Origin of the sequence: Stenotrophomonas sp. Sm6012, from assembly GCF_030985895.1 — a bacterium.
Lineage (GTDB): Bacteria > Pseudomonadota > Gammaproteobacteria > Xanthomonadales > Xanthomonadaceae > Stenotrophomonas > Stenotrophomonas forensis.
The window spans coordinates 46,918-73,639 of the sequence record NZ_JAPTFX010000005.1; the positions used below are offsets into that span (position 1 = coordinate 46,918).

At 67.7% G+C, this 26,722-nt stretch carries 20 protein-coding genes; 6 read left to right on the plus strand and 14 right to left on the minus strand.

The genetic code is table 11. The features are described 5' to 3' along the window. Window positions 1-92 precede the first annotated feature (92 nt). The 3 genes from O0J73_RS01985 to O0J73_RS01995 are packed head-to-tail and all read left to right on the plus strand — an operon-like array spanning window position 93 to window position 4,845. Complete coding sequence (locus O0J73_RS01985; RefSeq protein ID WP_308307901.1) at window positions 93-1,940, plus strand: amidohydrolase; 1,848 nt, start codon at window positions 93-95, stop codon at window positions 1,938-1,940. Continuing rightward, window positions 1,919-3,202, plus strand: coding sequence for an alginate export family protein (locus tag O0J73_RS01990; RefSeq protein ID WP_308307893.1), 1,284 nt, complete (start codon window positions 1,919-1,921; stop codon window positions 3,200-3,202). The genes O0J73_RS01985 and O0J73_RS01990 overlap by 22 nt, the downstream gene beginning before the upstream one ends. Continuing rightward, a complete protein-coding gene (locus O0J73_RS01995) occupies window positions 3,196-4,845 on the plus strand; it encodes an MFS transporter (RefSeq protein WP_308307894.1) in 1,650 nt (549 codons plus the stop codon). The genes O0J73_RS01990 and O0J73_RS01995 overlap by 7 nt, the downstream gene beginning before the upstream one ends. An 86-nt stretch (window positions 4,846-4,931) precedes the next feature. On the opposite strand, the gene O0J73_RS02000 is transcribed toward O0J73_RS01995, so the two are convergent. After that, complete coding sequence (locus tag O0J73_RS02000; RefSeq protein WP_197564216.1) at window positions 4,932-5,756, minus strand: alpha/beta hydrolase; 825 nt, start codon at window positions 5,754-5,756, stop codon at window positions 4,932-4,934. A gap of 186 nt (window positions 5,757-5,942) precedes the next feature. Here O0J73_RS02000 and O0J73_RS02005 point away from each other — a divergent pair, with 186 nt between their 5' ends. Next, window positions 5,943-6,329, plus strand: a complete 387-nt coding sequence (locus O0J73_RS02005; RefSeq protein WP_308307895.1) for a hypothetical protein — start codon at window positions 5,943-5,945, stop codon at window positions 6,327-6,329. 66 nt (window positions 6,330-6,395) lie between these two features. Here O0J73_RS02005 and O0J73_RS02010 read toward each other — a convergent pair whose 3' ends face one another. The 13 genes from O0J73_RS02010 to O0J73_RS02070 form a co-directional block, all read right to left on the minus strand. Next, a complete protein-coding gene (locus O0J73_RS02010) occupies window positions 6,396-7,109 on the minus strand; it encodes a DUF2968 domain-containing protein (RefSeq protein WP_040007538.1) in 714 nt (237 codons plus the stop codon). Between the two features lie 99 nt (window positions 7,110-7,208). After that, the gene (locus tag O0J73_RS02015; protein ID WP_197564218.1) at window positions 7,209-9,362 is read right to left on the minus strand and encodes a TadG family pilus assembly protein; all 2,154 of its coding nucleotides are present in this window, start codon (window positions 9,360-9,362) and stop codon (window positions 7,209-7,211) included. An 8-nt stretch (window positions 9,363-9,370) separates the two neighbouring features. After that, a complete protein-coding gene (locus O0J73_RS02020; protein ID WP_006450822.1) occupies window positions 9,371-9,841 on the minus strand; it encodes a DUF3613 domain-containing protein in 471 nt (156 codons plus the stop codon). Further along, window positions 9,838-10,719 (minus strand): Flp pilus assembly protein TadD, encoded by an 882-nt coding sequence (locus tag O0J73_RS02025; protein WP_197564219.1) that lies wholly within the window; start codon window positions 10,717-10,719, stop codon window positions 9,838-9,840. Before O0J73_RS02025 ends, O0J73_RS02020 begins: the two co-directional genes overlap by 4 nt. Next, on the minus strand, window positions 10,719-11,654 hold the full coding sequence (locus tag O0J73_RS02030; RefSeq protein WP_308307896.1) for a type II secretion system F family protein: 936 nt from the start codon (window positions 11,652-11,654) through the stop codon (window positions 10,719-10,721). Before O0J73_RS02030 ends, O0J73_RS02025 begins: the two co-directional genes overlap by 1 nt. Before the next feature lie 28 nt (window positions 11,655-11,682). Continuing rightward, window positions 11,683-12,639: a type II secretion system F family protein gene (locus O0J73_RS02035; protein ID WP_197564220.1), complete on the minus strand. Its 957-nt coding sequence runs from the start codon at window positions 12,637-12,639 to the stop codon at window positions 11,683-11,685. Between the two features lie 2 nt (window positions 12,640-12,641). Continuing rightward, window positions 12,642-13,991: a CpaF family protein gene (locus O0J73_RS02040; protein WP_049458423.1), complete on the minus strand. Its 1,350-nt coding sequence runs from the start codon at window positions 13,989-13,991 to the stop codon at window positions 12,642-12,644. Then, complete coding sequence (locus O0J73_RS02045; protein ID WP_197564221.1) at window positions 13,976-15,232, minus strand: fimbrial protein; 1,257 nt, start codon at window positions 15,230-15,232, stop codon at window positions 13,976-13,978. The genes O0J73_RS02040 and O0J73_RS02045 overlap by 16 nt, the downstream gene beginning before the upstream one ends. A 27-nt stretch (window positions 15,233-15,259) precedes the next feature. Beyond that, entirely contained in the window at window positions 15,260-16,618 is a 1,359-nt protein-coding gene (locus tag O0J73_RS02050) for a type II and III secretion system protein family protein (RefSeq protein WP_197564222.1), read from the minus strand. Window positions 16,619-16,634: 16 nt separating this feature from the next. Continuing rightward, on the minus strand, window positions 16,635-17,666 hold the full coding sequence (gene cpaB, locus O0J73_RS02055; RefSeq protein ID WP_308307897.1) for a Flp pilus assembly protein CpaB: 1,032 nt from the start codon (window positions 17,664-17,666) through the stop codon (window positions 16,635-16,637). A gap of 23 nt (window positions 17,667-17,689) precedes the next feature. Continuing rightward, window positions 17,690-18,166: a TadE/TadG family type IV pilus assembly protein gene (locus O0J73_RS02060; RefSeq protein ID WP_006450702.1), complete on the minus strand. Its 477-nt coding sequence runs from the start codon at window positions 18,164-18,166 to the stop codon at window positions 17,690-17,692. After that, window positions 18,163-18,708, minus strand: coding sequence for a prepilin peptidase (locus tag O0J73_RS02065; RefSeq protein ID WP_308307898.1), 546 nt, complete (start codon window positions 18,706-18,708; stop codon window positions 18,163-18,165). The genes O0J73_RS02060 and O0J73_RS02065 overlap by 4 nt, the downstream gene beginning before the upstream one ends. A 105-nt stretch (window positions 18,709-18,813) precedes the next feature. Further along, window positions 18,814-19,002, minus strand: coding sequence for a Flp family type IVb pilin (locus tag O0J73_RS02070; protein WP_006450700.1), 189 nt, complete (start codon window positions 19,000-19,002; stop codon window positions 18,814-18,816). A 687-nt stretch (window positions 19,003-19,689) separates the two neighbouring features. Between O0J73_RS02070 and O0J73_RS02075 the strand changes: the two genes are divergently transcribed. Continuing rightward, window positions 19,690-20,670: a helix-turn-helix domain-containing protein gene (locus O0J73_RS02075; protein ID WP_006450645.1), complete on the plus strand. Its 981-nt coding sequence runs from the start codon at window positions 19,690-19,692 to the stop codon at window positions 20,668-20,670. Window positions 20,671-20,905: 235 nt separating this feature from the next. Then, a complete protein-coding gene (locus O0J73_RS02080; RefSeq protein ID WP_308307899.1) occupies window positions 20,906-26,707 on the plus strand; it encodes an ESPR-type extended signal peptide-containing protein in 5,802 nt (1,933 codons plus the stop codon). Window positions 26,708-26,722: the final 15 nt, after the last annotated feature.

Consider the following 26,722-nt stretch of genomic DNA (forward strand, 5'->3'; position numbering starts at 1 on the left):
GCAACGTGGTGCTGGCCAGCGGTGCCGCTGTTGCGCTGGGTGTGGCCGGCCGTGCCGGTGCCGCATTCGATTCCACTTCCAAGGAGCGTCGCATGAGCACGCTGGTCATCCGCAATGCCCGCATCACCACCCTCGACCCGCAGCAGCCACACGCACAGGCGCTGGCCGTGCAGGAGGGGCGCATCGTTGCCGTCGGCAGTGACGAGCAGATCATGCGCGACTGGGGCAACGAAGCGACCGTGATCGATGCACAGGGCCGGCGCCTGTTGCCCGGCCTCAACGACAGCCACACGCACCTGATCCGCGGTGGCCTGAACTACAACCTGGAGCTGCGCTGGGATGGCCTGCGTTCGCTGGCCGACGCGATGGCGATGCTGAAGGCACAGGTTGATCGCACCCCGGCACCGCAATGGGTACGCGTGGTGGGAGGTTTCACCGCCGCGCAGTTCAACGAGAAGCGCCTGCCGACCCTGCAGGAACTCAACGACATCGCGCCGGATACGCCGGTATTCCTGCTGCACCTGTACGACCGCGCGCTGCTCAACCGCGCTGCGCTGCGTGCCTGCGGCTACACCAAGGACACGCCGGATCCTCCGGGCGGGCAGATCGTGCGCGACGCGCTGGGCAACCCGACCGGACTGCTGCTGGCCAAGCCCAACGCGCTGATCCTGTACGCGACGCTGGCCAAGGGGCCCCGGCTGCCGATCGAGTACCAGGCCAATTCGACGCGCCACTTCATGCGCGAGTTGAACCGGCTGGGCATCACCTCGGTGATCGACGCCGGCGGTGGTTTCCAGAACTATCCAGAGGACTACCAGGTCATCGAGCAGCTGCACCGTGATGACCAGCTGACGGTACGCATCGCCTACAACCTGTTCACCCAGAACAAGGGCAAGGAAGTGGATGACTTCCGCGGCTGGAGCGAGATGCTGCAGCCTCGCCAGGGCGATGATCTGCTGCGCCACAACGGGGCCGGCGAGATGCTGGTATTTTCCGCGGCCGACTTCGAGCTGTTCAACGAGCCACGCCCGGAGCTGCCACCGGAGCTGGAGCCGGAACTGCACGATGTGGTGAAGCTGCTGGTCGAGAAGCGCTGGCCGTTCCGCATCCACGCCACCTACGACGAGAGCATCACCCGCATCCTGGACGTGTACGAACAGGTCAACCGCGAGGTGCCGTTCGATGGCCTGCACTGGTTCATCGACCATGCCGAGACCATCACCCCGCGCAACATCGAACGCATCCGCGCGCTGGGAGGCGGCATTGCCGTGCAGCACCGCATGGCCTACCAGGGCGAGGCCTTCGTCGAGCGCTATGGCGTGCAGGCGGCGCGGCACACGCCGCCGGTGAAGCGGATGCTGGCCGAAGGCGTGCCGGTGGGCGCCGGTACCGATGCCACCCGCGTGGCCAGCTACAACCCATGGGTGGCGCTGTCCTGGCTGGTGACCGGGCGCACCGTCGGCGGCCTGGCCCTGTATGGCGACGAAAACCTGCTGGAGCGCGAACAGGCGCTGCGCCTGTGGACCCAGGGCAGTGCCTGGTTCTCCGGCGATGAAGCGGTGAAGGGCACGCTGAAGGCTGGCCAGCTGGCCGACTTCATCCTGCTGTCGGCTGATTTCTTCCGCGTCGATGACGCGCGGATTGCCGACATCACCAGCGTGCTGACCGTGGTCGGTGGCCGCATCGTGCACGCCGACGGTGACTACGCCGGCCTGGCCCCGCAGCTGCCGCCGGCGATGCCCAACTGGTCGCCGGTGAACAGGTTCGGGGGCTACCACGTGGGTGGCGCCGCGACCGGCCTGGCCGCGGCCCACCGCCATCACCACGGTGTGGCCTGCACCACGCATGGCGCCCATGGTCATGCCGCCCGGCACGCGGCACCGACCGACGACCTGACCGCGTTCTGGGGCGCGATGGGATGCTCGTGCTTCGCGTTCTGAGCCTGGCGCTGCTGGTCGCGCCGACAGTGACGCTGGCCTGCGAAAACGGTCGTTGCATCGAGGCTGGTGACGGCCAATTGCAATGGGATGCGTCGCTGCGCGTGCGTGGGCTGTACTACGACCCGAGCCGGTTCGGCATTGGCGGTAGCGAGGATGGCTATGGCCTGCTGCGCGCGCTGGCCTCGGCCACCTATGTGGAAGAGACCTGGCAGGCGAAGCTGCAGCTGGGTGTGCACGGGGAGGATGGTAAAGCCGGCGGTCCCGGCCGTACCGATCGCAGCGCGCTGGATGTGCAGCAGGCCTACTGGCGCTGGCAGCGCGGTGTCTTTCATCTGCAGCTGGGGCGGCAGGAGGCCGGCTACGGCAGCTCGCGGCTGTTGTCGGTACGCGATGGGCCGAACATCCGCCTGGCCTTCGACGGCGCACGTGCAGGCTGGAAAGGCCGTCTCGGCATGCTGGACCTGATGGTGCTGCGGCCGGTGGAGAACCGAGCCGGTGCCTTCGATGATCGGGGTGAACACGGTGCCCATCTGTGGGGTGCGTACGCCACGACGGCACGCGGTCAGGCGGCGGCCCAGTGGGATCTGTACCTGCTGGACTACCGCCGCGAAGGCGCGCGGTTCGCCGCAGGTGGCGGTATCGAGCGGCGGCAGACCCTGGGCGCACGATGGTTCGGCCAGGCCGGTGCACTGGACTGGAACAACGAACTGGTGGTGCAGGGCGGTGAACTGCGTACCGCCACGGGTGACCTCGGCATCCGCGCCTGGACGCTGGCCACCGATACGGGCTGGCGCTGGACGGACCTGCCGCTGCAACCGCGGTTGGGGCTGAAGGCGGACATCGCCAGTGGCGATGGCAATCTGCATGACGGCCGCCTGGGAACCTTCAATGCACTATTCCCGAAATCGGCCTACTTCAGCGAGGCCAGCCTGCTGGCCCCGGCCAACCTGATGGACGTCCAGCCGACCCTGACCCTGCGCCTGCACGACGCGGTGACGACGGAACTGGGCGTACAGATGGCCTGGAAGCATCGTCGCGCCGATGCGGTCTACACCACGCCGGCACCGCTGGTGGCGTTGCCGGGCAGCGCCGGTGGCGCGCGCCGCATCGGCACTCAGTACAAATCCGAAACCCGCTGGCAGGCCAGCGAACACTGGCAATGGCAGCTGCAGCTGGCCTGGGTCGATGCCGGTCCTGCACTGAAGCAGGCCGGGGGCCAGGACACGCTGTTCGCCTCGATCGTTGGAGCATGGCAATGGTGAACGCAACCGCGTCGCAACCTTCCGCACAGGCCGCAGGGGCCTGGTCACCGTTGAAGATCCGGATGTTCCGTTCGATCTGGCTGGCGATCCTGGCCAGCAACATCGGCACCTGGGTCAACGACGTGGCCGCCGCCTGGGTGATGGCCGAGCGTACCGGCTCGCCGTTGATGGTGGCGCTGGTGCAGTCGGCCACCACGGTGCCGATCGTGCTGCTGGCGCTGGCCGCCGGCACGCTGGCCGACATCGTCGACCGGCGCAGGTACCTGCTGGCCACCCAGGGCTGGATGCTGCTGGTGGCTGCGGTGATGGCGGCGCTGACCGCGATGGACATGCTGACCCCGCAGCTGCTGGTGCTGCTGACCTTCTGCATGGGCTGCGGCGCGGCGATGGCGATGCCGGCGCAGGCGGCGATCGTGTCCGAGCTGGTGCCGCAGCCGATGCTGGCCTCGGCGGTGGCGCTGAACTCGATCGGCATCAACATCGCGCGCTCGATCAGCCCGGCCATCGGCGGCGTGATCGTGGCGCAGCTTGGTGCGGTCTGGGCCTTCGGTTTCAACGCCATCACCTTCGCCGCGATGCTGTTCGTGGTGTGGGGCTGGGAGCGTGACCCGAAGCAGTCCAGCCTGCCGCCGGAAGGCTTCGGTGCCGGCCTGAAGGCAGGCCTGCGCTACGCCAGCCGCGCCGGGCGGCTGCAGGCGGTCCTGATCAAATCGGTCGGCTTCTTCTTCTTCGCCGCGGCGATGAACGCCTTGCTGCCGGTGGTGGTGCGCGGGCAGATGCAGGGTGGGGCGGGGCAGTACGGCATGCTGCTGGGCTGCATTGGTATCGGTGCGGTTGGCGGCGCGCTGCTGCTGCCGAAGCTGCGCGCCCAGATGGACCGCGACCTGCTGGTGCTGCTGGCCACGCTGTCGCTGGCGTTGAGCCTGGTCGGGCTGGCGCTGACCCGCAGCTGGTACGTGCTTCCCGTGGTGATGCTGGTCAATGGCTTTGCCTGGATCACCGTGCTTTCTTCGCTGCAGATTGCCGCGCAGACGGCGGTACCGGCGTGGGTACGTGCGCGCGCGTTGGCGCTGTACATCATGGTGTTCTCTGCCGGCATGGCCGCTGGCGGCCTGAGCTGGGGCGCGCTGGCGCAGCGCACCTCGCCCGAGCTGGCGCTGCTGGTGTCTGCCGCCGGTGCGGTGATCGGCGGGCTGCTGGTCTGGCGCGTGCGCATCGCCGGTACCGAAGACCTGAACCTGCGCCCGGCCGGGCACTGGCCGGCACCGGAACTCTCAGTTCCGGTATCCAATGATCGCGGCCCGGTGCTGGTGACCATCGAATACCGCATCGACGAAGCCGATCGCAGTGCATTCCAGGCGCAGATGCGCGCGCTGGGAACGATCCGTCGCCGTGATGGCGCCGTGGTCTGGGGCGTGGTTGAGGACGTGGCGACGCCGGGCATCCACCTGGAGTATTTCGTGACCCCGTCGTGGCTGGAGCATCTGCGCCAGCACGAACGCATCACCGCCGATGACAAGGCGATCCAGGAGGTGTTGCGCGAACTGCATCGCGGCGAACGGGCACCGGTGGTACGTCACTTCGTGGGGGGCCAGGACCCGCTACCCAAGGCCGCCGTTCCGCACCACCACAGCGATATCTGACCTGCTCTGGTAGAGCCGGCCGCTGGCCGGCTGCACGTGCTTTGGATCCGGATGGAAAAGTTGCCGGCCCACCCCCCCGCCGCATATCATTTGCGTGCGAACGCCAGCAGGTCGGCGTTGAACGCGTCGGCGTGGGTGACCGTCAGACCGTGCGGGGCACCGGCATACACCTTCAGTACGGCGTCGCTGATGATCTGCGAGGACAGTTTGGCCGAAGCATCGAACGGTACGATCTGGTCATCATCGCCATGCACGACCAGCGCAGGCACGTCGATCTTCTTCAGGTCACCGGTGTAGTCCACTTCCGAGAATTCGTGGATGCAGTCGTACTGGCCCTTGACGCCGCCGAGCATGCCCTGCAGCCAGAACGAATCACGCATGCCCTGGGTGACGCTGTTGCCATCGCGGTTGGCGCCGAAGAACGGCGTGGCCAGGTCCTTGAAGAACTGCGAGCGGTCGCCGCCGGTGCCCTTGCGGATGCCGTCGAAGACCTCAAGCGAAGTGCCGGCCGGGTTGCCGGCGGTCTTCAGCATCAACGGCGGCACGGCGCCGACCAGCACCACCTTGGCGACGCGCCTGCTGCCGTGGCGGCCGATGTAGTGGGCCACTTCGCCGCCGCCGGTGGAATGGCCGACCAGGATCGCGTCCTTCAGGTCCAGCGCGTCGATCACCGCGGCCAGGTCGTCGGCGTAGGTATCCATGTTGTTGCCGTCCCAGGTCTGGCTGGAGCGGCCGTGGCTGCGACGGTCATGGGCAATCACGCGATAGCCGTTCTGCCCCATGAACAGCATCTGCGGGTCCCAGGCATCGGAAGACAGCGGCCAACCGTGGGCGAACACGACCGGCTGGCCGCTGCCCCAGTCCTTGTAGAAGATGCGGGCGCCATCGGCGACGGTGACGTAATTGCTCATTGCAGGTTCCTTGGCGGAAGGGAGGAAAGGCACCTGCAGGCCTGCCGGTGCCTCCCGCAGTACAGCGCAACGGCTGTCGAATGCCTTGCACGCCTGTGCTGGATTGCCGGGGCTGTGACGTGTATCGCTCTGGCAGCGAGCAGATGGCCGGCTGACGATGGCGGCAGTCCCATCGAGGAACCTGTGATGCCGAGAGTGCAGTGCTGCCCGTTGTTGTGTCTGCTGCTGGCAGGCGCCGTTCACGCGCAGACCCAAGTCTACAAGTGCGTGGAGGGATCCCATCCGGTCTATCAGCAGACGCCCTGCCAGGGACGTGCGGAATGGCGCTGGGAGGTTCCGGCGGAACAGTCATTGTCGCGTGGCCCTGGGCCTGCCGCGGCCACACCCGCGCCGGCCCGCCGGCGGGCGTCACGCCGCGGGCGCGCGCGGGCTGCGCTGATCCCGATCAGCGCCGATCCCCGCGCCTGTGAGCGTGCGCGGCAGCAACGCGGGAAGGCGTTGGCCAGGGCCAGGCGCCTGGACTTCGTACAGCGCCGGCAGCTGGATGACGCGGTGCACGACGCGTGTCGCTGATTTTCGTGCTGAAAACGACAACGGCGCCCATGGGCGCCGTTGTGCGGAGACGCTGGAAGCGCGGGCTCAGCGACCGTCGCTGGCCGCCGCCGGTGCCGGCGAGGGCACGCTGTCCGGCTTGGGCAGGCTCAGCTCCGGGTTGCCCTGTTCGGCCTGCAGGATCTGGATGCGGCGCTGCAGCGCGTCCAGCTGGCTGTTGGTGCTCTGCACGTCGGTGCTCAGGCTGACTGCCTGCTGCTGGGCCTGCTGCAGGGCCGCGCTGACCTGGGCCGACTGCGCCTGCTGCTGTTCCATTTCCTGTTGCAGGGTGCGCAGGCGCTCCTCGTTGTAGGCCACCAGGCGCTCGGTGTAGCGCTTGCCGGCTTCCAGCCGGGTGGTGTCGATATAGACCTGGGCCAGCTGTTCGGACTGCTGCGCAAACGTGCGGTAGACGCGCTCGGCGTTGTCCACGGCATCGGTCTTGATCACCCGCCAGAAGTTCTTTTCCTGGAACAGGGCGACGTAATACGTCAGGGTGTTGGCGTTGAACAGCAGGCTGGCACCGTAGTTGCCGTTGTAGGTGGTGCGCAGCTCGGTCAGCTGGCGCGAATCCATCAGCTGCTTGAGTTCGTCCACGGTGTTGCGCACTACCGGTGCGGTGCGCGCGGCCGGCTCTGCGGCTGCTTCGCGGTCGCCACGGGCGGCCATCGCCGCCGGTGCCACCAGCATCATGGCCACGGCCAGCATTGCCGCGCCGCGCGCCTGACGGGCGAAGACCGCGCCCCCTGAAGTTTCTCGCATGTCTAGACCATCCACGGATGAGTGTGGGTTGAGATGAAGGTGGTTCCCCGCCGGGAGTCTAGCATGGGCGCGGGCGCCGCCAAGGGCGCCCGTCACGGGTCAATAGACCAGCTGCGCGGCGCTGCACTGGATCGATTGCACGTTGACATCGGTCCGGCCCAGTTCCAGCCCCAGCACACTGGCCAGCAGGTTGGTCAGCAGGGTGCCAACGCTGTTGAGGACCGGGCGCAGCGCGGCCAGGATCGGCTTCAGCAGCGTGCATAGCAGCCCGCTGCAGCTGACGCTGCCATCGGGGTTGGTGACGCCGGTTCCACCGGCACCATCGAGGAAGCCGGCCGGCGCGGTCTGGATGTACGACGCCAGGTTGTTGCGCACGCAGCCGTTGTAGTCGATCAGGTTGCCGAGCAGGCTGTCGCAGCGGTTGATCAGCAGGCCGCCGACCAGTGAGCCGAGCAGCCCGTCGAGCACGCCCAGGCCCTGGCCGGTGACGGTGACCTTGAACGCATCCCAGACCGGCCCGTCCTTGTGGCAGGTGACCAGGTTCAGCAGGCCGCATGCGTAGGGCAGGCCGCCGGGCACATTCCAGCTGTTCAGCGGCGCCAGCTGCCGGCTGGGGTCGCCATCGCGCAGCAGCGGAATCAGCTTGTTGACGTCATAGCGCGTGTTGGGCGGGAACGTGGCCTGCAGGTAGCGGTCGGCCAGCGCCTTGGCGGTGTCGTTCGCGCTCATGCCCTGCTTGGGTGAGCTGAGCATGCCAGACAGGACCCGCAGCAACTCGTTGACCAGATCGGAAACGGCATTGCCCAGCGCCAGCGGATTGATCTGGGTGGAGCCGCTTTCGCCGGCAGCCAGGGTCAGGTTCTGCGAACTGGTCAACGCGGGCAGGGTGATCTTGTCGTTGATCAAGGGCTGGCCCAGCAGTGTCAGCAGCTGTTCCTTCTGCAGGGTGTTGTCACAGACATTGTTCTTGGAGAACCGCTGTGCGGGATCGACGTTGCCGACGCAGGCGCGCAGCACCGAGGAATCGACCTGGATGGTGGCCTGGGGCGAGGTGCCGCCGCATTGGATGCCGGTCAGCGTTCCCATTGCGTTGGCGACATCGACGTGTACGGGCAGATGCAGGCGCGTACCCAGCAGCTGCAGCAGTGGGCCGAGCGCAAACAGGTTGTTGCTGTCGACATCGGCCATCAGCCGGACCTGCGCGTTGTAGGCGCGCGACCCGACGCCACCGATGGCGATCGACGGCGGTTCGACCACCCCGGCCTGCACGTTGATGCCCAGCAGGTTGAGGCCGCCGATCGCGATGCCATTGCCCTCATTGGCGATGGAAATGGCGGTGCTGATCAGGTTGAGGACGCTGATCTTCGATTCCAGCGCGCTGCCGGCGGTACCGTCCGGAGAAATGACTTCGGCGAACAGGCCACCGCCGCCGGATTCGCTGCCCAGCGCGATGTTGAGCTTGGTGATGTCCAGCCGGGTGGCGACCAGGTCCGACAGGGCACGCAGCTGCACGCCGACGGTGGTATCGCGGCCGACCACCGTGGCGGTGGCGTCGACCAGCTGCGCCAGCGAGATCTTGTTGACTGCCAGCAGGCGGTTGAAGTCCGCCACGCTGAGGTTGGCGCTGACTGGAATGTTGAGCGCCTTCAGCAGGCCGGAGGGTGTGACGTTGGCCTGCGCCAGGCCGTCATAGGAAAGCACGGTGGCGTTGGTGACATCCAGGCCGATCAGGCGCAGGGTCGACATCAGCAGCGAATCGCCGCGGGTCCGCAGCAGCTGCGAGCCGACGGCGAACACCGCAGTGGGCTCGGAGCGGCGCGCCACCGCCTGCACGCTGACGGTCGGCAAGCTGGTGTTCTGCCCGAAGAAGGGCAGCACGCTGCGCTGCGCGATGACCTGCACGGCATTGCGTGGATTGGCGGCATCCACAGTCCCCTGGAAACGATTGGCCGTGCCGCGTGTCGCGCTCCAGTTCCCGCACCTGATCTGCAGGCTGCCGGCAAACCGGTTCTGGGTCAGCGCGCTCTGCCGCGCCGCACTGTTGTCGCTGTTGTCCGACGTGCACAGTTCCAGGCGCTGGGCGCCGGCCAGTGCCGCCAGGTCGGCGACCTTCTGCGCATCGCGCTTGGCCCAGAACAGGTAGCCGATCTCGACCAGCCCGAGCATGGCCAGCAGCGCCAGCATGACCAGCATCATGGTGACCGACATGCCTCCGCGGGGGCGGTTGAAGCTGAACTGGCGTGGGCGTTTCATGGCCTACCTCAACGTCCGGATGAGGATGTTCCCTTGGACTTGCCGACATCGGTTTCAAAGAAATCGGGAATCTCGTGCTGGAAGCTCTTCAGGTAGCGTGCGTAGCTCAGGGTGGCCTGGTCGCCGAGGATCGGCAGGCGCGGGCCGGCCTGCTGCCCCGAGGCCTGCAGCTGGAACAGGCTGCGCGTGGCGTCGCCGATCTCGCTGCGGCGTACTGCTGGCGCAGGTGCGGCCGCTGTGCTGGCGACGTGGTAGGCAGGGGGAGGGGCGGGTGCCGGTACGGGTACACGTGCCTCGGGCGCGGACACGTCGACCGTTGCCAGCGTTTCGGACTGCAGCGGTTGTGCTGCGGTTGCAGCGGGACGGGCGCCGCCGAGCATCTGCCCGGTCAGCGGCTGTTGCTGTGCCTGGGCAGCTGTCGCCAGCAGCAGGCCGCTCAGCGCGGGCAACAGGCGACGGGTCAGGTGTGGCTTGATCATGGCGTGTTCCCGGTGGGCTGGTCTGGGGTGCTGAAGCGTTCGAGCATCGAAGGTGGCAGGCGCTGCGGATTCCGCTCATCGCGAGCGTCGCGTCGCGCTTCGGCGGCCAGCCGGGCCGCGGCCTGCGGGCGGGCCGGCGAGCCGGCAACCGCGCGGGGGGCTGCCACCTCGCGTGCCGCTGCTGCAGCCTGGCGCTGCTGCAGGCGTGCGCGGATCTGCTCGACCTGCTGCTGGATGCCGCGGCGGCTGTCTTCGTTGAGGTTGGCCTGCTGGGCCAGGCGCTCGGCCGTGGCGGTGTCCCCACGCAGCACCGCCCACAGTGCAAGGTTGGCCGTCGCCTTGGCATTGCCGGGTGACAGCTCGAGCGCCTTTGCCAGCGGCTCACGGGCCTGGTCGAACTGTCCTGCACGCAGCCGCGCGTAGCCCAGATCGCCGAGGTAGTCGGTGTTCAGCGGTTCCAGTTGGGTGGCCCGGGCCAGAGACTGCTCGCTGCCGGCGTCGTCATCGCGATGCGCGGCGATCAGGCCCAGCCCATGTGCGGCGGCGGCCGCCTGCGGCCCCGTGGACAGTTCGCGGTAGAGCGCGATGGCAGCGTCGGTCTGCCCGGTTTCGCGCAGGGCGTCGGCCTGCAGCAGCCGCAGCGCCGGGCGATCACCGTAGCGCTGGCGGAATGCATCGACGTGGGCCAGCGAGGCATACCAGGCGCCCTGCTGCTGCATGCGCGCGATCAGTTCCAGGTAGGCGTTGCGGCTGTCCTGTGGTGCCGGTTCGGGCGCGGCCAGGCTGGGCGCGCGCAGGTACTTCGGCGTGGTCGACGCGCAGCCACTGGCGACGGCGGCAAGGGCGAACAGCAGGCAGGCGGTGCGAAGGGCGGGCATCAGGTCGTTCCCATCGAGGACATGGTGGCGGCCAGCGCAACCAGCGCCGGGCCGGCAAGAACCAGCATCAGCGCTGGCAGCAGGGTCAGCATCATCACTACCGTCATCTTCACCGAGAGCTTGCCGACCTTTTCCTTCAGCGAATTGCGGCGCTGCTCGCGCAGGCGGATGCTGAACTGGCGCAGTGGCTCCTGCACCGCGCCACCGTGTGCATGCACCTGCAGGATCAGTTGCACCAGGCTGCTCAGGTCGTCGTCACCGTAGACGTCACTCAGGCGGCGCAGCGATTGCGCGCGGGTGCGCCCGTGGGTGTAGGCCACGTTGGCTTCCTGCAGTTCGCCGCCGAGGATCGGCAGCGCATCACGCAGCTTGTCGCCCAGCGTCTGCAGGCTCTGGTCCATGCTGAATCCCACCCCCTGCAGCAGGCGCAGCAGGTCGATCAGCAACGGCAGCTCGTTCTCGACTGCACGGCGGCGACGCTTGACCCAGGCAGACAGGGCGAACTTGGGCAGCAGCAGGCCCGCTGCCAGTGCACCGATCACCACCATGATCTTCGCCAGCCCGGTCGCCTCGCTGAAGGCCAGCGCAAGGGCCAGTACCAGCAGCGCCAGCAGCAGGCGGACGCCGAGATAGATGGCGGTGCCGCGGCGCGTGTTCCAGCCGGCCAGATCCAGCAGCAGGCGATCCTCGTTGGCCAGCAGTGCGGCTTCCAGGCGGCCACCACTGAGCGAGCGACCGAAGCGCTCCAGCCAGCCGAGCGAGTCGTGGCCCGTGGCTTCCACTTCGCGCGCCTCGTCACGCGGCTGCAGAGCGGTCTTGAGCGTCGCCGACGTGCGCTGTTCACGATGGCTGCGGACCCAACCGGCAAACCCGAGCAGGGCCACGCCCGCGGCCAGCACCAGCAATGAAAGCGCAAACCAGGTGCTCGTACTCATCGGGCTTCTCCAGGGGGGCTGCGATGGCTCATAGCGATTTGGCCAGTCGATACAGCAGGAAGGCGCCCACCAGCTCCAGGCCCAACGCGATCAGCAGGACCTTGTGGCCGAGCGGCTCGTGCAGCACGGGTTGGAAGAAGTCGGGGCTGGCGATGGCCATCAGCACGGCGCTGGCCGGCGGCAGCAGGCCCAGCACCCAGGCCGACATCCGCGTTTCCGAGGTGGTCGCCGCCAGCTCCTGCTGTGCCTGTTCCAGGTCGCGCATGAAGTCGCCCATGCGCTGCAGGATCTGGTCGGAGCGGCCGCCGATGCGCACGCTGACGCCGATCACCACCGACAGCACCTTCAATACATCCATGCGATAGGGCTGCGCGGCGAGTGACAACGCGCGATCCAGGTCCATGCCGCTGCGGGCATAGCGCACCGTGGTGTCGAGCAGGCCGCGCAGCGGCGCGCTGGTCTGCATCGACGCGACCTGGAAGGCCGCCTGCAGGCTGTTGCCCAGCGCGGTCAGGCGCACCAGGTTGTCGAGGAAATCGGGCAGCTGGTGCAGCAGCTGCGCGCGCAGCCGGGTGGTCCGGCGCATGATCCACAGCCAGCAACCGAGCGCGTACAGCAGCAGGGTCAGCGGGAACATCCACGCGGTGCCCAGCCGCAGCATGGCCGTCAATGACAGCACCAGGCCCGGCACCAGCAGCATCACCGGAAGTTTCCAGCCAGGTTGCAGGCCCGCACGTTGCAGCAGTCCATTCCAGGGCAGCGGCCTGCGCCCGCTGCTGGCAGGCCGCGCGGGCTCGTTGGCGGCGGCACTGGCGATGCTGGCCGATGGCGAAGTGGCTGCATTGCCCCGCGCCAGCTGCTGCTCGGCATGCTGCAGTGAAGCCTGGCGTTGCTCGCGGGTGCTGGCCGTGCCCCACAGCCATGCCGCCAGCGCCAGCAGCACGGAGATGATGCTCAGCACGCCCAGCAGCAGACCGGTGCCCATGCTCAATAGTCTCCGTACAGCGATTCGCGCAGCAGCTGGCGGAACGGTTCCAGCTTGTGCGAGTGGGGCTGGAAGCCCAGGCCGATCCAGCGGTCGATCTCCCGGCCGTTCGCATCGATCTGCAGTTCGTGCCGGAACATCTCCTGGGTGGTGATCAGGTTGTCGCTGACGCCGGTGATTTCCGTGATCGAGACCAGCACGCGGCGGCCGCTGCCCAGTCGCGAGATCTGCACGATGAAGTCGATCGCACTGGCAATCTGCCGGCGAAGGCTGTCTTCGCTGCCCTGGAAGCCGGCGAAACCTGCCAGCATCTCGATGCGGTACAGGCAATCACGCGGTGAATTGGCATGGATGGTCGCCATCGAGCCGTCGTGGCCGGTGTTCATCGCCTGCAGCATTTCCAGCACCTCGGCGCCACGGACTTCGCCGACCACGATGCGGTCCGGCCGCATGCGCAGGCTGTTGCGCACCAGGTCGCGGATGCTCACCGCACCGTGGCCTTCGGCGCCGCCGATACGGCTTTCCAGGCGCACCACGTGCGGGTGGTTGAGCGACAGTTCGGCAGTGTCCTCGACGGTGATCACGCGCTCGTTGGGCGGCACGTAGCTGGCCAGTGCGTTCAGCAGCGAGGTCTTGCCGGAGCTGGTTCCGCCCGACACCAGGATGTTGCAGCGCCCCAGCACCATGGCTTTCAACAGCGCCTGCATCGGCGCGTCGAAGGTGCCTTTGGCCAGCAGTTCGTCAGGCGTGAACGGGTCCTTGCGGAACTTGCGGATGGAGACCATCGGTCCATCCACCGCCAGCGGCGAAATGATTGCGTTGAGGCGCCCGCCATTGGGCAGGCGCGCATCGACCATCGGGTTGGAGTCATCCAGGCGGCGCCCCAGTGGTGCGAGGATGCGGCGCAGGATCCGCAGCAGGTGGGTATCGTCGGTGAAGCGCTGCGTGGCGCGCTTGAGCTGGCCGCCCTGCGAGACGTGCACATCCTTGAAGCCGTTGATCAGGATGTCTTCGATCGACGGGTCATGCAGCAGGTCGTCGAGCGGGCCGAAGCCGGTCAGCTCCTTGACCAGCCCTTCAGCGACTACCTGCATTTCTTCTTCATTGATCGGGATGCGCCATTCCTGGATGAAGCCCACCGTCTGCACCTGTACCCAGCGTGCGATGGTGTCCGGCGCCCAGGAATCAATGTCGATGCGCTCGTCCTCGATGCTGTTGAGCAGGTGCTCATGCGCGGCCGACAGCACCTTCTGGTACTGCTCGGTCTGCGCGAACGGCAGGTGGCCCGGCGGGGTGTCGGGCAGCACCGGGCGGGTGGCGGCATGCGGGAACGGGGTTACCTTGTCTTCCATTGCGATCCACCCAGGGCAAGGGAGAGTCTTTCCCGCAGTCCCTGTGCCTGCACCGGGCATGCAGCCGGGTCCAGGCGCGAAACGAGCGGGGCGAGGGCACGCAGGTAGGGGTCGCGCGGTGCGTCCTGCAGCAGCAGGTGGCCCTGGCTGGCAGCAAGGCGCACCCGTGGACGTTCGGGCAAGGTGGCCAGCAGCGGCACCTCGAAGCGACGCGCGATCTGTTCCGGGCTCATGCCGCTGCTGTCGTCGTGGCGATTGATCACCAGCTGCAGCCGCTTCTCGCGCTCGCGCTGCCCGGCAAGGTGCTTCAGCGCCTGGTCGAGCGACACCAGGGTGGCGATCGAGGCGTCGGTGACCAGCCAGATTTCGTCGGCCTGGTCCAGCAGCAGCGGCGGCAACTGCCGCAGCGGGCAGCCGCCGGCATCGCACAGCACACTGGCGAAGACGCCGCGCAGGCGCTGCAGCAGTGCACCTGGATCGGAGGGCGGCACGGCGTCACTGCCACCGGCCCGATCAAGCAGTACCAGTCCGGAGTCATGGCGGGCCATGGCGGTGCGGGCGAGGGTGGCGTCGATGCGGCTGGCGTTGCGCAACGCGTCTTCGTAGTGGAAGCGGCTGTCGAGGTTGAGGTACAGCGCGAGATCACCGGACGGCTGTGCCAGCTCCATCAGCAGGCCATCCTGCTGCAACGCTTCGCCCTGGGCGAGGGTGCGGGTCTGCTGCGCGAGCACTGACAGGTGCGCGGCCAGGGTGCTGGTGCCGACCCCGGCACGCACGCCCAGCAGCACGATCAGGCGGGCCTTGTGCGCCAGTTGTGGCGAGGCCGCCGGTCGCGGCGACAGCGCACGGCGCAACGCGGCTTCGATGCCGGCGTTGTCGCTGTCCAGGTCCAGCACGTCGCGCAGGCCGGCGCGCAGCGCGATCACCACGCCTTCGACCTGGCCGGCACTGGTAGCGCCGACCGCGACCAGCACCAGGTCCGGCTGTGTCTGCTGCAGCTGCTGGGCCAGTGCGCTGGAGGCGGCCGCGTGTTCGGGGCGGAAATCGAGCAGCACCAGGCTTTGGCCCCCGCGTTGAAGGTCCTGTGCGGAGGTCGGCGCGTTGCTGTCCTGCCAGTGCAGGGTCGTGGTCGGCGGCAACTTGGCAGCCAGCCGGGGCAGCAGTTCGCGATCCATTCCGTACAGGACCAGGTTCATCGGTGGTCCCTGTGGATGCAGGGGCTGGGCGGTGGCGTAGGGCATGGTCGTGGTATCGCAGGCATCATGGAATCAGCGTGAGAAGCCGGGCACCGGGTCCTGGCTGATCGGACCGAGCAGCCACGAGCCCCATTCGGGCAGGTTCGGCTTGGCTTCGCGTGCGCCGGGCAGCGGTAGTTCGGTGTTGCGCGCAAGCGGCTGCACCAGCCGCGGCGTGACGATGATCACCAGTTCCTTGTCCTGACGCTTGTAGTCGAAATTGCGGAAGAACGAGCCGATGATCGGCAGGTCACCGAGCAGCGGAATCTTGTTGACGCTGGACACCACGTTGGAGCTGACCAGTCCGCCGATGACGAAGCTCTCGCCGTCACCCAGTTCAACCGTGGTATCGGCCCGGCGGGTGGTGATCGAAGGGATCTGCACGCCATTGAGGGCGATGGAGTTGGTGTAGTCCAGATCGCTGGCTTCCGGTGCGACCTTCAGTGCGATGCGGTTGGGCGCCAGCACGGTCGGGGTCACCGTCAGCCCGATGCCGAACGGCTTGTAGGTGATGGTGGTGGTGCCCAGGCCCTGCGGTTCCAGGATGGGCAGTTCGCCACCGGCCAGGAAGCTGGCGCTCTGCCCGGACAAGGCGACCAGGGTGGGCTCGGCCAGCACGCGGGCCATGCCGTTGCTCTGCAGCAGGTCGACATCGGCATTCCACAGGCCCTTGGTGGAGCCGAACACCAGGCGGAACGCCGAGGAAATCGGTGATGTCGACTCGTTGCCCGATTCGCCTTCCTTCATGCCGGGCAGGATGCCGGTGTTGCCGGGCAGCTGGCCGCCGGGACGGGCGATGCCGTAGGCGAAGCTGCCGTTGCGGTTCTGGAAGCTGATGCCGATCTGCTTCAGGGCGGTCTTGTTGAACTCCACCACCTTGACCTCGACCTGGACCACGCCACCGCTGCTGACCGTCGATGCGTCGGCGAGCTGGCCCTCCTTGCCCAGTGCCATCGCCGCGGTCTGCTGTTCCTGCATGTGCGCAAGCACGCTGTCCGTGCTTCCCTGCAGCAGGCCCTGGTGGTCCTGCTGGGTGAACAGCAGGCCGCTGGGGCCGGTGCTCGCCGCGCCCTGCACGGCGCTCTGCACGCGCACCTGCACGCGCTGTGGCTCGGCCTGCTTGCGGTGCCACAGCAGCAGTGTGGTGGTGCCGGGCGCCTTGCCCACCAGCAGCGCCTGGCGCTGGCCGCGCAGCATCACGATGTCGGCGACGCCAGGGTCGGCGATGGCCACGCGCTCGAGGTCGGCGGGCAGGCTCCAAGGACGCTGCTCGCGGGCCTGCAGCACCAGGTCGTCGGCGGCCACGCTTGTTGCCGGTGCCAGCAGCACCAGCATCAGGGCCAGCCAGCGCTGGCGAGGGGAGGGGCGTGGAGACAGTCGGCGTTGGGTCATGGATGCACTCGGCAGGTCAGAGGGAACCACGGGGAGCGGAGCTGTCACCCCGGATGATTTCAATGCCGGAGGCGCGGGGTGCACCGTGGCGGACCGCCGGTGCGCGCGGCGGCGCCTGCGGGTTGGCGCGCGTCGGGGCGGCGCCGCGCCCGGCCAGCGCATCGTCATCGATGCCTGCGAAAGCGTGGTTCTCGGGTCGCTGCAGGGCCACCTGCTGCTCTGCATCCAGTCCGCGCAGCGGATCGATCACGCCCCGCGCCTGCGGGAACAGGGCAAGGTCGGGCAGGCCGGTGTCGGCCGGATTGCGCAGCGCCAGGAACAGCTTGCCCTGCTGGGCGCCCAGCAGCAGCCGGTTGGCGTCCGCCACCGGTACCGCCAGTACCGCGCTGCGCGCTGGTTGGCGGGTCTGGTCGCTGGCGCCAGGGCTGCTGCCGGTGATGTCCGCCGCGCGTCCGTCGTTGCGTTCGCTGCCATCGCTGCTTGCGGCGGTGTCGCCCGGGTTCGGCGCGATATCCTGTTGGCCATAGCTCAACACGCGCAGGCGCGACAGCAGCAGGCGCGCCTGTGCGGCCTCACCCGGGCCCCCTGCGCTGGGCTGGGCGGTGCGCAGGTTGAGGAACACATCGACGAAATCGCCGGGGAGGATGCGATTGCCTGCGCCGACCAGCTCATCGACCGGCACCGCCAGTGCGCGCTCACCGGGCCGCAGTTGCAGCGAGAAGCCCTGCGCGAGGGCCGAGGTGCTGATTGCGCTGCCTTCTGCAATGTCCTGGACCGGAACCTTGCCAACCACGGTGGAAATGCTGGTCGCGGCGCCGGCGACCGGCGTGGTGCGCTGGGCCAGTCGCAGGCCATTGGCAGTGATCGGCTCGCCGGCTGGAAGCCGGGCGACGGCTTCGACTACCGTGATGGCCTGCGGGTCCGCGCTGGCAACCGGCGCCACTTGCACCGGCGCGTTGGGCTTGCGGCCGATCATCAGTGCAATCACGGCCAGCAGCACGGCCAGGCCGATCAGGGCGACGGCGGCGATGCGGGTCAACTTGAGCATGGAACCGTCTCCTGTACCAATCGTCAGGTGCCGCTGCCGAGGTCGAGCTGGGCGACCGCGACGCTGCGGATGGGAGCCTGCATCACCCACCCGTAGAGGGTGGCGGTGCCAGGCAGGAAGGGGTGGCCGGCATAGTCGTAGCTGACCGTGACGGTGATGCACTGCGCGGCGGGCAGCCCCGCACACGGCGCGGGCGCGGCGACCACGATGGCGTTGCTGCCCCCCGCGCTGCAGTCGACGTCCTGCTTGGAAAACTGCAGCAGCCACTGCATCGATGTGCGTGCTGCGACACAGGCCGCGGTGCGGCGCTGGGCGTTGGTCCCGTAGCGCAGGGAAGCGCGTGCTCCCTCTGCGGATGCGGTCGCCAGCGTCTGCTGCGCGGCCATGATCATCACCCCGGTGAAGGTGAACAGCAGCAGCGGCAGCAGGCCGAGCATCAGCATCAGTGCGAACTCGATGCTGGCCACGCCGCGTTGCCGGCGAGGGCTGCGAGTGTTCATGAAACACCTCCGTAGACCTGGATGATGATCCAGCCGATGGCCGACAGCGCCAGATAGGCCGCGTAGGGAATGCCGTGGCGTCCCTGCCGTGCGCTCTGCAGTTCGCGCAGGGCAGGATGTGTCTGCCACTGCACGCTGGCCCGGGTCATCTGCAGCTGCAGGCCGGCCGGCAGCATGGGGCCGAGGCGGCGCGAGGCCAGCACCACCAGCGCATGAAGCCCGGCGGCGAGGCTGGCGACCACCCAGATCGGCAGCAGTGCCTCCAATCCCAGCAGCAGGCCCAGCGCCGCAAAGAACTTCACGTCGCCCGCGCCCATCCAGCGCACAGCGTAGAACGGAAGCAATGCGACCAGGCCCAGCGCCGCGCCGGCGACGTGGGAGCCCCACGGCAGGCGCGGCGTACTGAACTGGCCAGCGATCAACAGCGGTACAGCCAGCGCGCACGCGGCAAGCAGCCAGGCGTTGGGCACCCGGCGGGCATACAGATCGCTGATCGCGATCCGCAGGCACATGCCGATGGCCAACAATCCCAGCAGTGTCATCGCACACTCCGTCGCCCGATAACGGGCTGTCCCTGGAAACTCCCCGACCTTGCTTCCGGTAGTTTCACTATTACCGGTGTTTGGATCGGTCCATATCCGCCGCGTTTACTTCGGCGCCGTGGTGGCGTCCTTGGCGATATCCTGCAGGTGCTCGAACAGCGTGGTGAAAAACGCGCTGATCTGGGTGCGGCCGACCGCGATCAGGACACCGGCAATGACCGCCGCCAGCAATCCATATTCAAGCGCGGTGACACCATCTTCTTCCTTCAGGAACGTGCGGATCGATGCGTTCATGGTGATTTTCTCCCTCTACCTGTCTGCTGCAGGACACCTGTTGGGCGGTGGCCCGGCTCCGCCGGGATCGTCCGTGGACCCCCGCGCGTCCTGGCGGGGGAGGCACGACGGGGTGTGCCCGCCGTGCTCAAGCAGGGTGATCGGCCCAGGGGAAAACGCCGGCCGCGCGCGGTCCACCGCGCGACGCTGCGCCGCTGGTCGGAATGTCGTGCAATACGGCCATGGTCATGTGCTCCCCCAAGGTGCGGCCGCATTGAAGTGGCCGGATCACCGTGTTATCGACTTTGCCTGAATGGCGGTTCGCTGCAACTGGAACCTATATGCAAATTCGGCAGAAACCCGCTGATGCTTAAACTTTCAGTCTGGTTCTGTGACGCAAATCCGTTCGCGGGCAAAACGATTCACTGACGTGCAGATAATGTGATGCCCTTTCGATCGCATGCGAGAACCGTGCCAGTCGCGGCCACATTTTCTTCACCTGTGTATCTATTTTCTTCAATGCAGGCTGCGGGTTTACCCAGGTAGATTATCGGGCATACTCGGCTTCAGGTTGTGGCAATTCCCGGGCCGGTTGCATGGCATTGGCTGCTTCCATTCCGGCAACGACGGATGTTCGTGGAAAGGTGTGGCCCTGTCAGGCAGTGGGGGCCGCAGCGTGTGACGGATCAATGGGGGGATGACACTGTCATGGTCGATGGTGGGGTAGGAGACAGCGACGACAGCGGCCTGCGATCAATCGATCTGGCGACGCTGAGCGGTGTACTTCGGGTGTGCGATGTCGAACTGCTGCTGCTCGATGGTAATGGGCCGCGGGCGGCATTCGCTTCGCGCGTACATGAAGAAGCCCTGTTCTGCAGCATCAGCTGCGGATTCCATTGCCGCGGCCGCTTCATGCTGCCACCGGACTGGGCGATGCTCGGATACCTGCACGCGACCGACGAGACACTGAGCTGGTGCCACGGCATACCGCTGACGCCCGGAATGGCATTGACGGTGATGCCTGAGGGCATCAGCGAGTTCACGCTGAGCCCAGGTACGCACCTGACCCTGATGCTGGTGCCGGTTGCGCGTGTACAGCGCAAGCTGACCGAGCTGAGCCTGCGCAGCACGCCGCCGGCCGGACAGGCATTGTCGCTTTTCAACCTGTCCAGCGAATCGGCGCCGCTTGCGCGTCATTATCAGCAGTTGCATGTCCAGCTGGGGCAGGGCGGCAACCTGGAGCCAGAAGAGGCAGAGCGCTTGCTGCACGAGCATGTACAGGCGCTGCTCGGGGCCGGTGCTGCCGATCGGCCCGGCTGCAGCCGGGCGCGGCGAACGCATTATCTGATCGCGCAGCGCGCGGAAAACTTCATGCGCCTCAACCTGCGCCGCAACATCTACATGAATGAGATATGCGATGCGGCCGGAGTCAGCGAGCGCGGCCTGCGTTACGCCTTCGAAGACCTGTTCGGCACATCGCCCAACCGCTATCTGTCGATGCTGCGGCTGTGCGCGGCCTGCCGCAGCCTGTCGATGGCGGATTCCAGCCGGCGCTCGGTGAAGGCGATCGCGCTCAGTTGCGGGCTCTGGGACCTCTCCCGCTTCGCCGACAACTACCGCAAGGTATTCGGCGAACTGCCCCGCGATACCCTGATGCGCGCCCCGGCGCAGATTGGCCAGCCGGCCTGAATCAAGCGGCACAAGGGTTTTTCCGCGGTTTCTGCCGGAATTGTACATCCGCTTGCCGATATGGTTGCCGCTTCTGCATAACCGGCTGCCGATTCTGGCCGTGGATTTGCCGGAATGCGCGATTGTCGTGCCGGAATGAAGTGCGCCGTGGCTTCCGCCCGCGCTGAAATGTCAGTCACCTGCCTAGCGGCAAGTCCACTGACATTCCAGTTGTTCGTCTACGGGGGAAATGCTCATGAACCGCATCTACCGGCGTGTATGGAACCGCCAGCTCAATGCTCTGGTTGTGGCCTCGGAACTGGCCACGGGCGACAGCGGTGGCAGCGCTGCCCGTGATCCGCGCAGTGTCCTGCTGGTGCCGACCGCCCTGGCCCTTGCCCTGCTGTGTGCGCTGGCCAGCGGTCATGCGGGGGCATCCGAATCGAATCAATCGCTGCGCGACCTGCAGGCGCTTGCCGCCAAATACACGCAGCCGATGCCGGTCAAGGTTGATGCCGAAGTTGCATTGGCGGCTGCCGCGCGACAGGCGCAGAGCAGCCCGGCGATCAGTGCGGATGCGCGCGTTGGCCTGCAGTTGAGCACGGCGTCGCTGCCGGTGGTGCGTGATGTGCTGCCGGCCACCGTACAGGTGAAGCTGGCGGCCGGCAGCACGCCGAAGCAGGTTGCGGTACCGGGTCTTGCGGCGGATGTGCGCGCCAGCGTAGGCCTGGGCAACGCAGCATCGCGTGCCGCGCAGGTGGATGCATCGCTGGCTGCACAGGTCGCACCGGCGGCGCAGGCGCCGCTGGGCATTGCCGCAGACGCACGCGCCATGGCCAAGGTCGGTGTTGCGGGCGCGCAGGTTGCGTCGATCGACAGCAGTGCCAAGGCTGCGGCCGGCGTCAGTGCTGCGTCGGCGGGAGGCCTGCCAGGGCTGAAGGCAGCAGCTGACGGTGCGCTGGAGTCGAAGCTGAAGGTGGCGGGCCATCAGATCGACGCTCACGGGCAGGCCAGGGCGACGGCAGCGGTCACCCTGCCGGCCAAGGAAGAGTTGCCGGGGGAAACCCATGACCGTGCGATCACCGCGGCTTTCGACACCGGCGTAGCGGGCAAGGTGCGGGTGCAGGCGCCAGATGGGCAGGAAGTGGTGGCAGATCGCAATCTCAAGCTGGCGGGCCAGGCGACCGTTGCGGCGCAGAACAGCGCGCTGGGTGTGGGTGGCCTGGTTGGCGGTGTGGTGGGCGCCGCTGGGAATGCTGTCGGTGGCGCCCTCAACGGCACGGTCGGCAGCGTAGGCGGTGCCGTTGGCGGCACGCTCAACAACACCGTGGGTGCTGTAGGTGGCGCATTGAATGGCGCGGTCGGCACAGTCGGCAGCGCAGTGGGTGGCGCTCTCAACGGCACAGGTGGCAACGTAGGCGGCACGCTCAACAACGCCGTAGGCGCCGTGGGTGGCGCAGTGAATGGTGCGGTCGGCACAGTCGGTAGCGCGGTGGGTGGCGCCGTCGGTGGCGCCCTCAACGGCACAGTTGGCAGCGTGGGCGGTGCCCTGGGCGGCACGCTCAACAACACTGTGGGGGCCGTGGGTGGCGCATTGAACGGTGCTGTCGGTACCGTCGGCGGCGCCCTCAACGGCACGGTTGGCAGCGTAGGCGGTGCCCTGGGCGGCACGCTCAACAACACGGTGGGTGCTGTGGGTGGTGCATTGAACGGCGCGGTCGGCACAGTCGGCGCGGTGGGTGGAGCCGTCGGCGGCGCCCTCAACGGCACAGTTGGCAACGTAGGCGGTGCCCTGGGCGGCACGCTCAACAACACCGTGGGCGCCGTGGGTGGCGCATTGAATGGTGCTGTCGGCACAGTCGGCGCGGTGGGTGGCGCCGTCGGTGGCGCCCTCAACGGCACAGTCGGCAACGTAGGCGGTGCGGTGGGCGGCACGCTCAACAACACCGTGGGTGCTGTGGGTGGTGCATTGAACGGCGCGGTCGGCACAGTCGGCGCGGTGGGTGGCGCCGTTGGCGGCGCCCTCAACGGCACAGTCGGCAACGTGGGCGGCGCCGTGGGCGGCACGCTCAACAACACCGTTGGTGCTGTGGGTGGTGCATTGAACGGCGCGGTCGGCACAGTCGGCGCGGTGGGTGGCGCCGTCGGCGGCGCCCTCAACGGCACAGTCGGCAACGTGGGCGGCGCGGTGGGCGGCACGCTCAACAACACTGTGGGCGCCGTGGGTGGCGCATTGAATGGTGCCGTCGGCACAGTCGGCGCGGTGGGTGGCGCCGTCGGTGGTGCCCTCAACGGCACGGTGGGCACGGTCGGAGGCACGGTGGGGGGCGCAGTCAACGGTACGGTTGGCGCCGTTGGCAGTGCAGTCGGCACCGTTGGCAGCACCGTCGGTGGCGTGCTGAACGGCGCCACTGGCGGCAGCACCGGTGGCCTGGGCGGGGTGCTGGGCAACACGCTTGGCAACGTCGGCAGCGCCGTGGGCAACCTGCTCAATGGCAACCTCAATGGCACCCTCGGCAATCTGGGCAGCGCCGTGGGTGGCCTGGTCGGTGGCACGCTCGGCGGCCTCGGCCTGACCAAACCCTCCGCGATTCCGCCGACCAGTCCGAAGGCGCCGGCCGCCGCCGACCCCAATGCCGGCCTGATCATCGGCACCGGCGGCCTGGTCGGTAATGTTGGCCAGCTGATCGGTCCGACCACCACCAGCCTGTTCGGTGGCAACGGCTACCTGAGCAACGGCAATCTCAAGCTCAGCAATGCCAACGTGATGCAGACCTATTCGACGGTCAACGTGCTGGGTCTGCCGGTGGTCAACCTGTCGCCGGTCGGCAGCACGCTCAATGGCCTGGGCGGTGCGGTTACCGGTGGCAGCTCGCACCTGACCCTGATCGGCGGCGTCACCTCCGACAGCTACATCTACAACATCAACAACGGCAATCCGGGCGGCCTGCTTGGCCTGCTGCTGCCGAAGGATTCGCCGGCATGGGCGGCAAAGTGCCTCGACATCGCCCTGGCCGACATCTCCTGCTGGGCGGTCAACGCCGCACAGGATTACCAGGTGCTGATGGGTGACGGCGCCTTCGCCAACGGCTCCAAGGAAGTAGTGATCGGTGCCAACGCCCGCCACGAACTGCCGAAGGTGGATGCCAATGTCGCCTTCCCCGGTGCCGGCACCAACGATCCGAGCGACCCGACCGGCGTACCGACGGCTGACTATGCCGCGCGCATGGGCCACTCGGTGATCGTCGGCGACAGCGCCGTCGGCACCGCCAACGGACAGACCCTGCTGGGCGCGGAGGCCACCTCGAACCAGGCCAACTCGGTCGCACTGGGCTACCGTTCGGCTGCACTGCGCGGTGCGCAGGCCAGCTACAGCGCCTATGGCCTCACCGCACCGCAGGTCTCGGCCGGTGAAGTGTCGGTGGGTACCGCCGGCGGCGGCGAGCGCCAGATCACCAATCTCGCCGCGGGTAGCGCCAACACCGATGCGGTCAACGTGGCCCAGCTGAAGGGCGCGATCAGCCTGATCAACGGCGTGGCCGATGTTGCGGTGACCTACGATCTGGACGGTGCCGGCAACCCGAACTATCGCCGGGTCACGCTGGGCGCGGGCACCGGTACCACCACCATCGGCAACCTTGCCGGCGGCGCGGTCACCGCCGGCAGCCTGGAGGCGGTCAACGGCGGACAGCTGGCAGGCACCAACGCCGCCATCGCCAGCTTCTTCGGTGGTCGTGCAGCCTTCGATCCGGCCACGGGCGCCTTCACCGCGCCGCTGTTCGAGATCAGCACCATCTCCACCGGCGGTGCCATCGCCAAGGGCCTCTATACCAACGCCACCGATGCCTTTGCAGCGGTCGATGGGTCGCTGGTCAACCTCAACACGCAGATTACCGACATCCGCAACGGCGGCACCAAGTACCTGCGGGTCAATTCGACCGGTACCGAGGCCGTGGCCAGCGGCACCGACTCGATCGCGGTCGGTACCAACGCCCGTGCAACCGCTGCCAACAGCATCGCCGTCGGCGCCGGCAGCCTGGCCGACCGCGCCAACAGCGTGTCGGTCGGCGCGGCGGGTGCAGAGCGCCAGGTCACCAACATGGCAGCCGGTACCGCCGCCACCGATGCGGTGAATGTCGGCCAGCTGCAGGCGGCCGCGGCCGGCGCACTGCGCTACGACCTCAATGGCGACGGCAGCGTCAACTATGCCAGCGCCACGCTGGGCCAGGGCGGCACCGCCACCACGCTGCGCAACCTCGGCCCGGGCCAGGTGAGTGCCACCAGCAGCGAGGCGATCAACGGTGCCCAGCTGTTCGCTGCCAACCAGGCCGTGGCCACCCACCTGGGCGGCGGCGCAGCGGTCAACGCCAGCGGTGTGCTGACCGCACCGACCTACTCGATCAACAACATCGCCGCCAATGGCACCATCACCAAGGGCAGCTACAACGACGTCGGCACCGCCTTCGATGCGGTCAGCAACTCGCTGGCCAACGTTGCCGACCAGACCGGCGAGATCGACAAGCTGGCGGTGAAGTACGACGTCGACGGCAGTGGCAACGTGATCAACAGTGTCTCGCTGAAGGGCACCGGCACCGGAGCGGTGAAAGTGACCAACGTCGCCGCAGGCAGCATCCTGGCCGGCAGCAGCGATGCCATCACAGGCGACCAGCTGTTCAGCACCCACAGCACCCTCGCCAACTACTTCGGTGGCAGCACCGCCTTCAACGGCACCACCAATGTGTGGACCGCGCCGAAGTTCAGCATCTCCAGCATCGCCACCGATGGCAGCTTCACCAGCGGCGACTACAACAACGTCACCGCGGCCTTCAACGCGGTGGACGGCTCGCTGAAGGTCCTCAACCAGCGCATCACCAACGGGGGCGGTGGCAGTGCCTACCTGGCGGTGAACTCGACGGCGGCGGCTGCAACCGCGGCCGGTGCCGAAGCGGTGGCGGTCGGCCCGCAGGCCAGTGCCGCAGGTGCCAACAGCGTGGCGGTCGGCAACGGCGCCAGCAGCAGTGCCGGCAACAGTGTGGCGCTGGGTGCCGGTTCGGTGGCCAGCGTCGGTGTGCAGAGTGGCTACACCGGCGCCTATGGGCAGACCGGTGCCAGCAACTCGGCCGGTGAGGTGTCGGTCGGCAGCACTGGCAGCGAACGCAAGATCACCCACGTTGCCGATGGCTCCGACGACCACGATGCGACCAACGTCGGCCAGCTGAAGAACGGCGTGAACTACGCCATCGACCAGTCCAAGTCCTATACCGACCAGAAGATCCAGAACATCACCAACGTGGCCGGCAGCTTCCGCGCCAACAACGCCAACAACCTGGCCGACCCGTCCGCCAGTGGTGCCAACTCGGCCGCCGGTGGCGCAGGCTCGACTGCTGCCGGTGCCAATTCGACTGCGCTGGGCAACGGTTCGCAGGCACAGGCCGACAACTCGGTGGCACTGGGTGCGGGCTCGGTGGCGAACCGGGCCAACACGGTGTCGGTCGGTGCCGCCGGTGCCGAGCGCCAGGTGGTCAACGTGGCCGACGGCTCGCAGGCCACCGATGCGGTCAACGTGCGCCAGCTGCAGGCCTCGCAGCAGGGCACCATCCGCTACGACACCACGGTCAACGGTGCCACCAACTTCAACAGCGTCACCCTGGGCAGCACCGGCAGCGGCCCGACCACGGTCCGCAACGTTGCCGCCGGTACTGCCGGCACCGATGCGGTCAATGTCGACCAGCTGAAGTCGGGCATGGCACAGACCCTGGACTGGTCGAAGGCCTACACCGACGAGCGCATGGGCGGCTTCGAGCGCGACCTGCGCAAGACCGACAACCGCGCCTCGGCCGGTATCGCCTCGGCGATGGCCACTGCGGCGCTGCCGCAGCCCAGCGAAGCCGGCCGCAGCATGGCTTCGATCGCCGCCGGCAGCTACAACGGCGAATCGGGCGTGGCGCTGGGCATCTCCGGTGTCTCCGAAGGCGGGCGCTGGATCTACAAGTTCAGTGGTTCCACCAACAGCCGTGGCGAGGCCGGCGTGGCCGTCGGTGCCGGCATCCAGTGGTGATCACCGCCGCCGGGC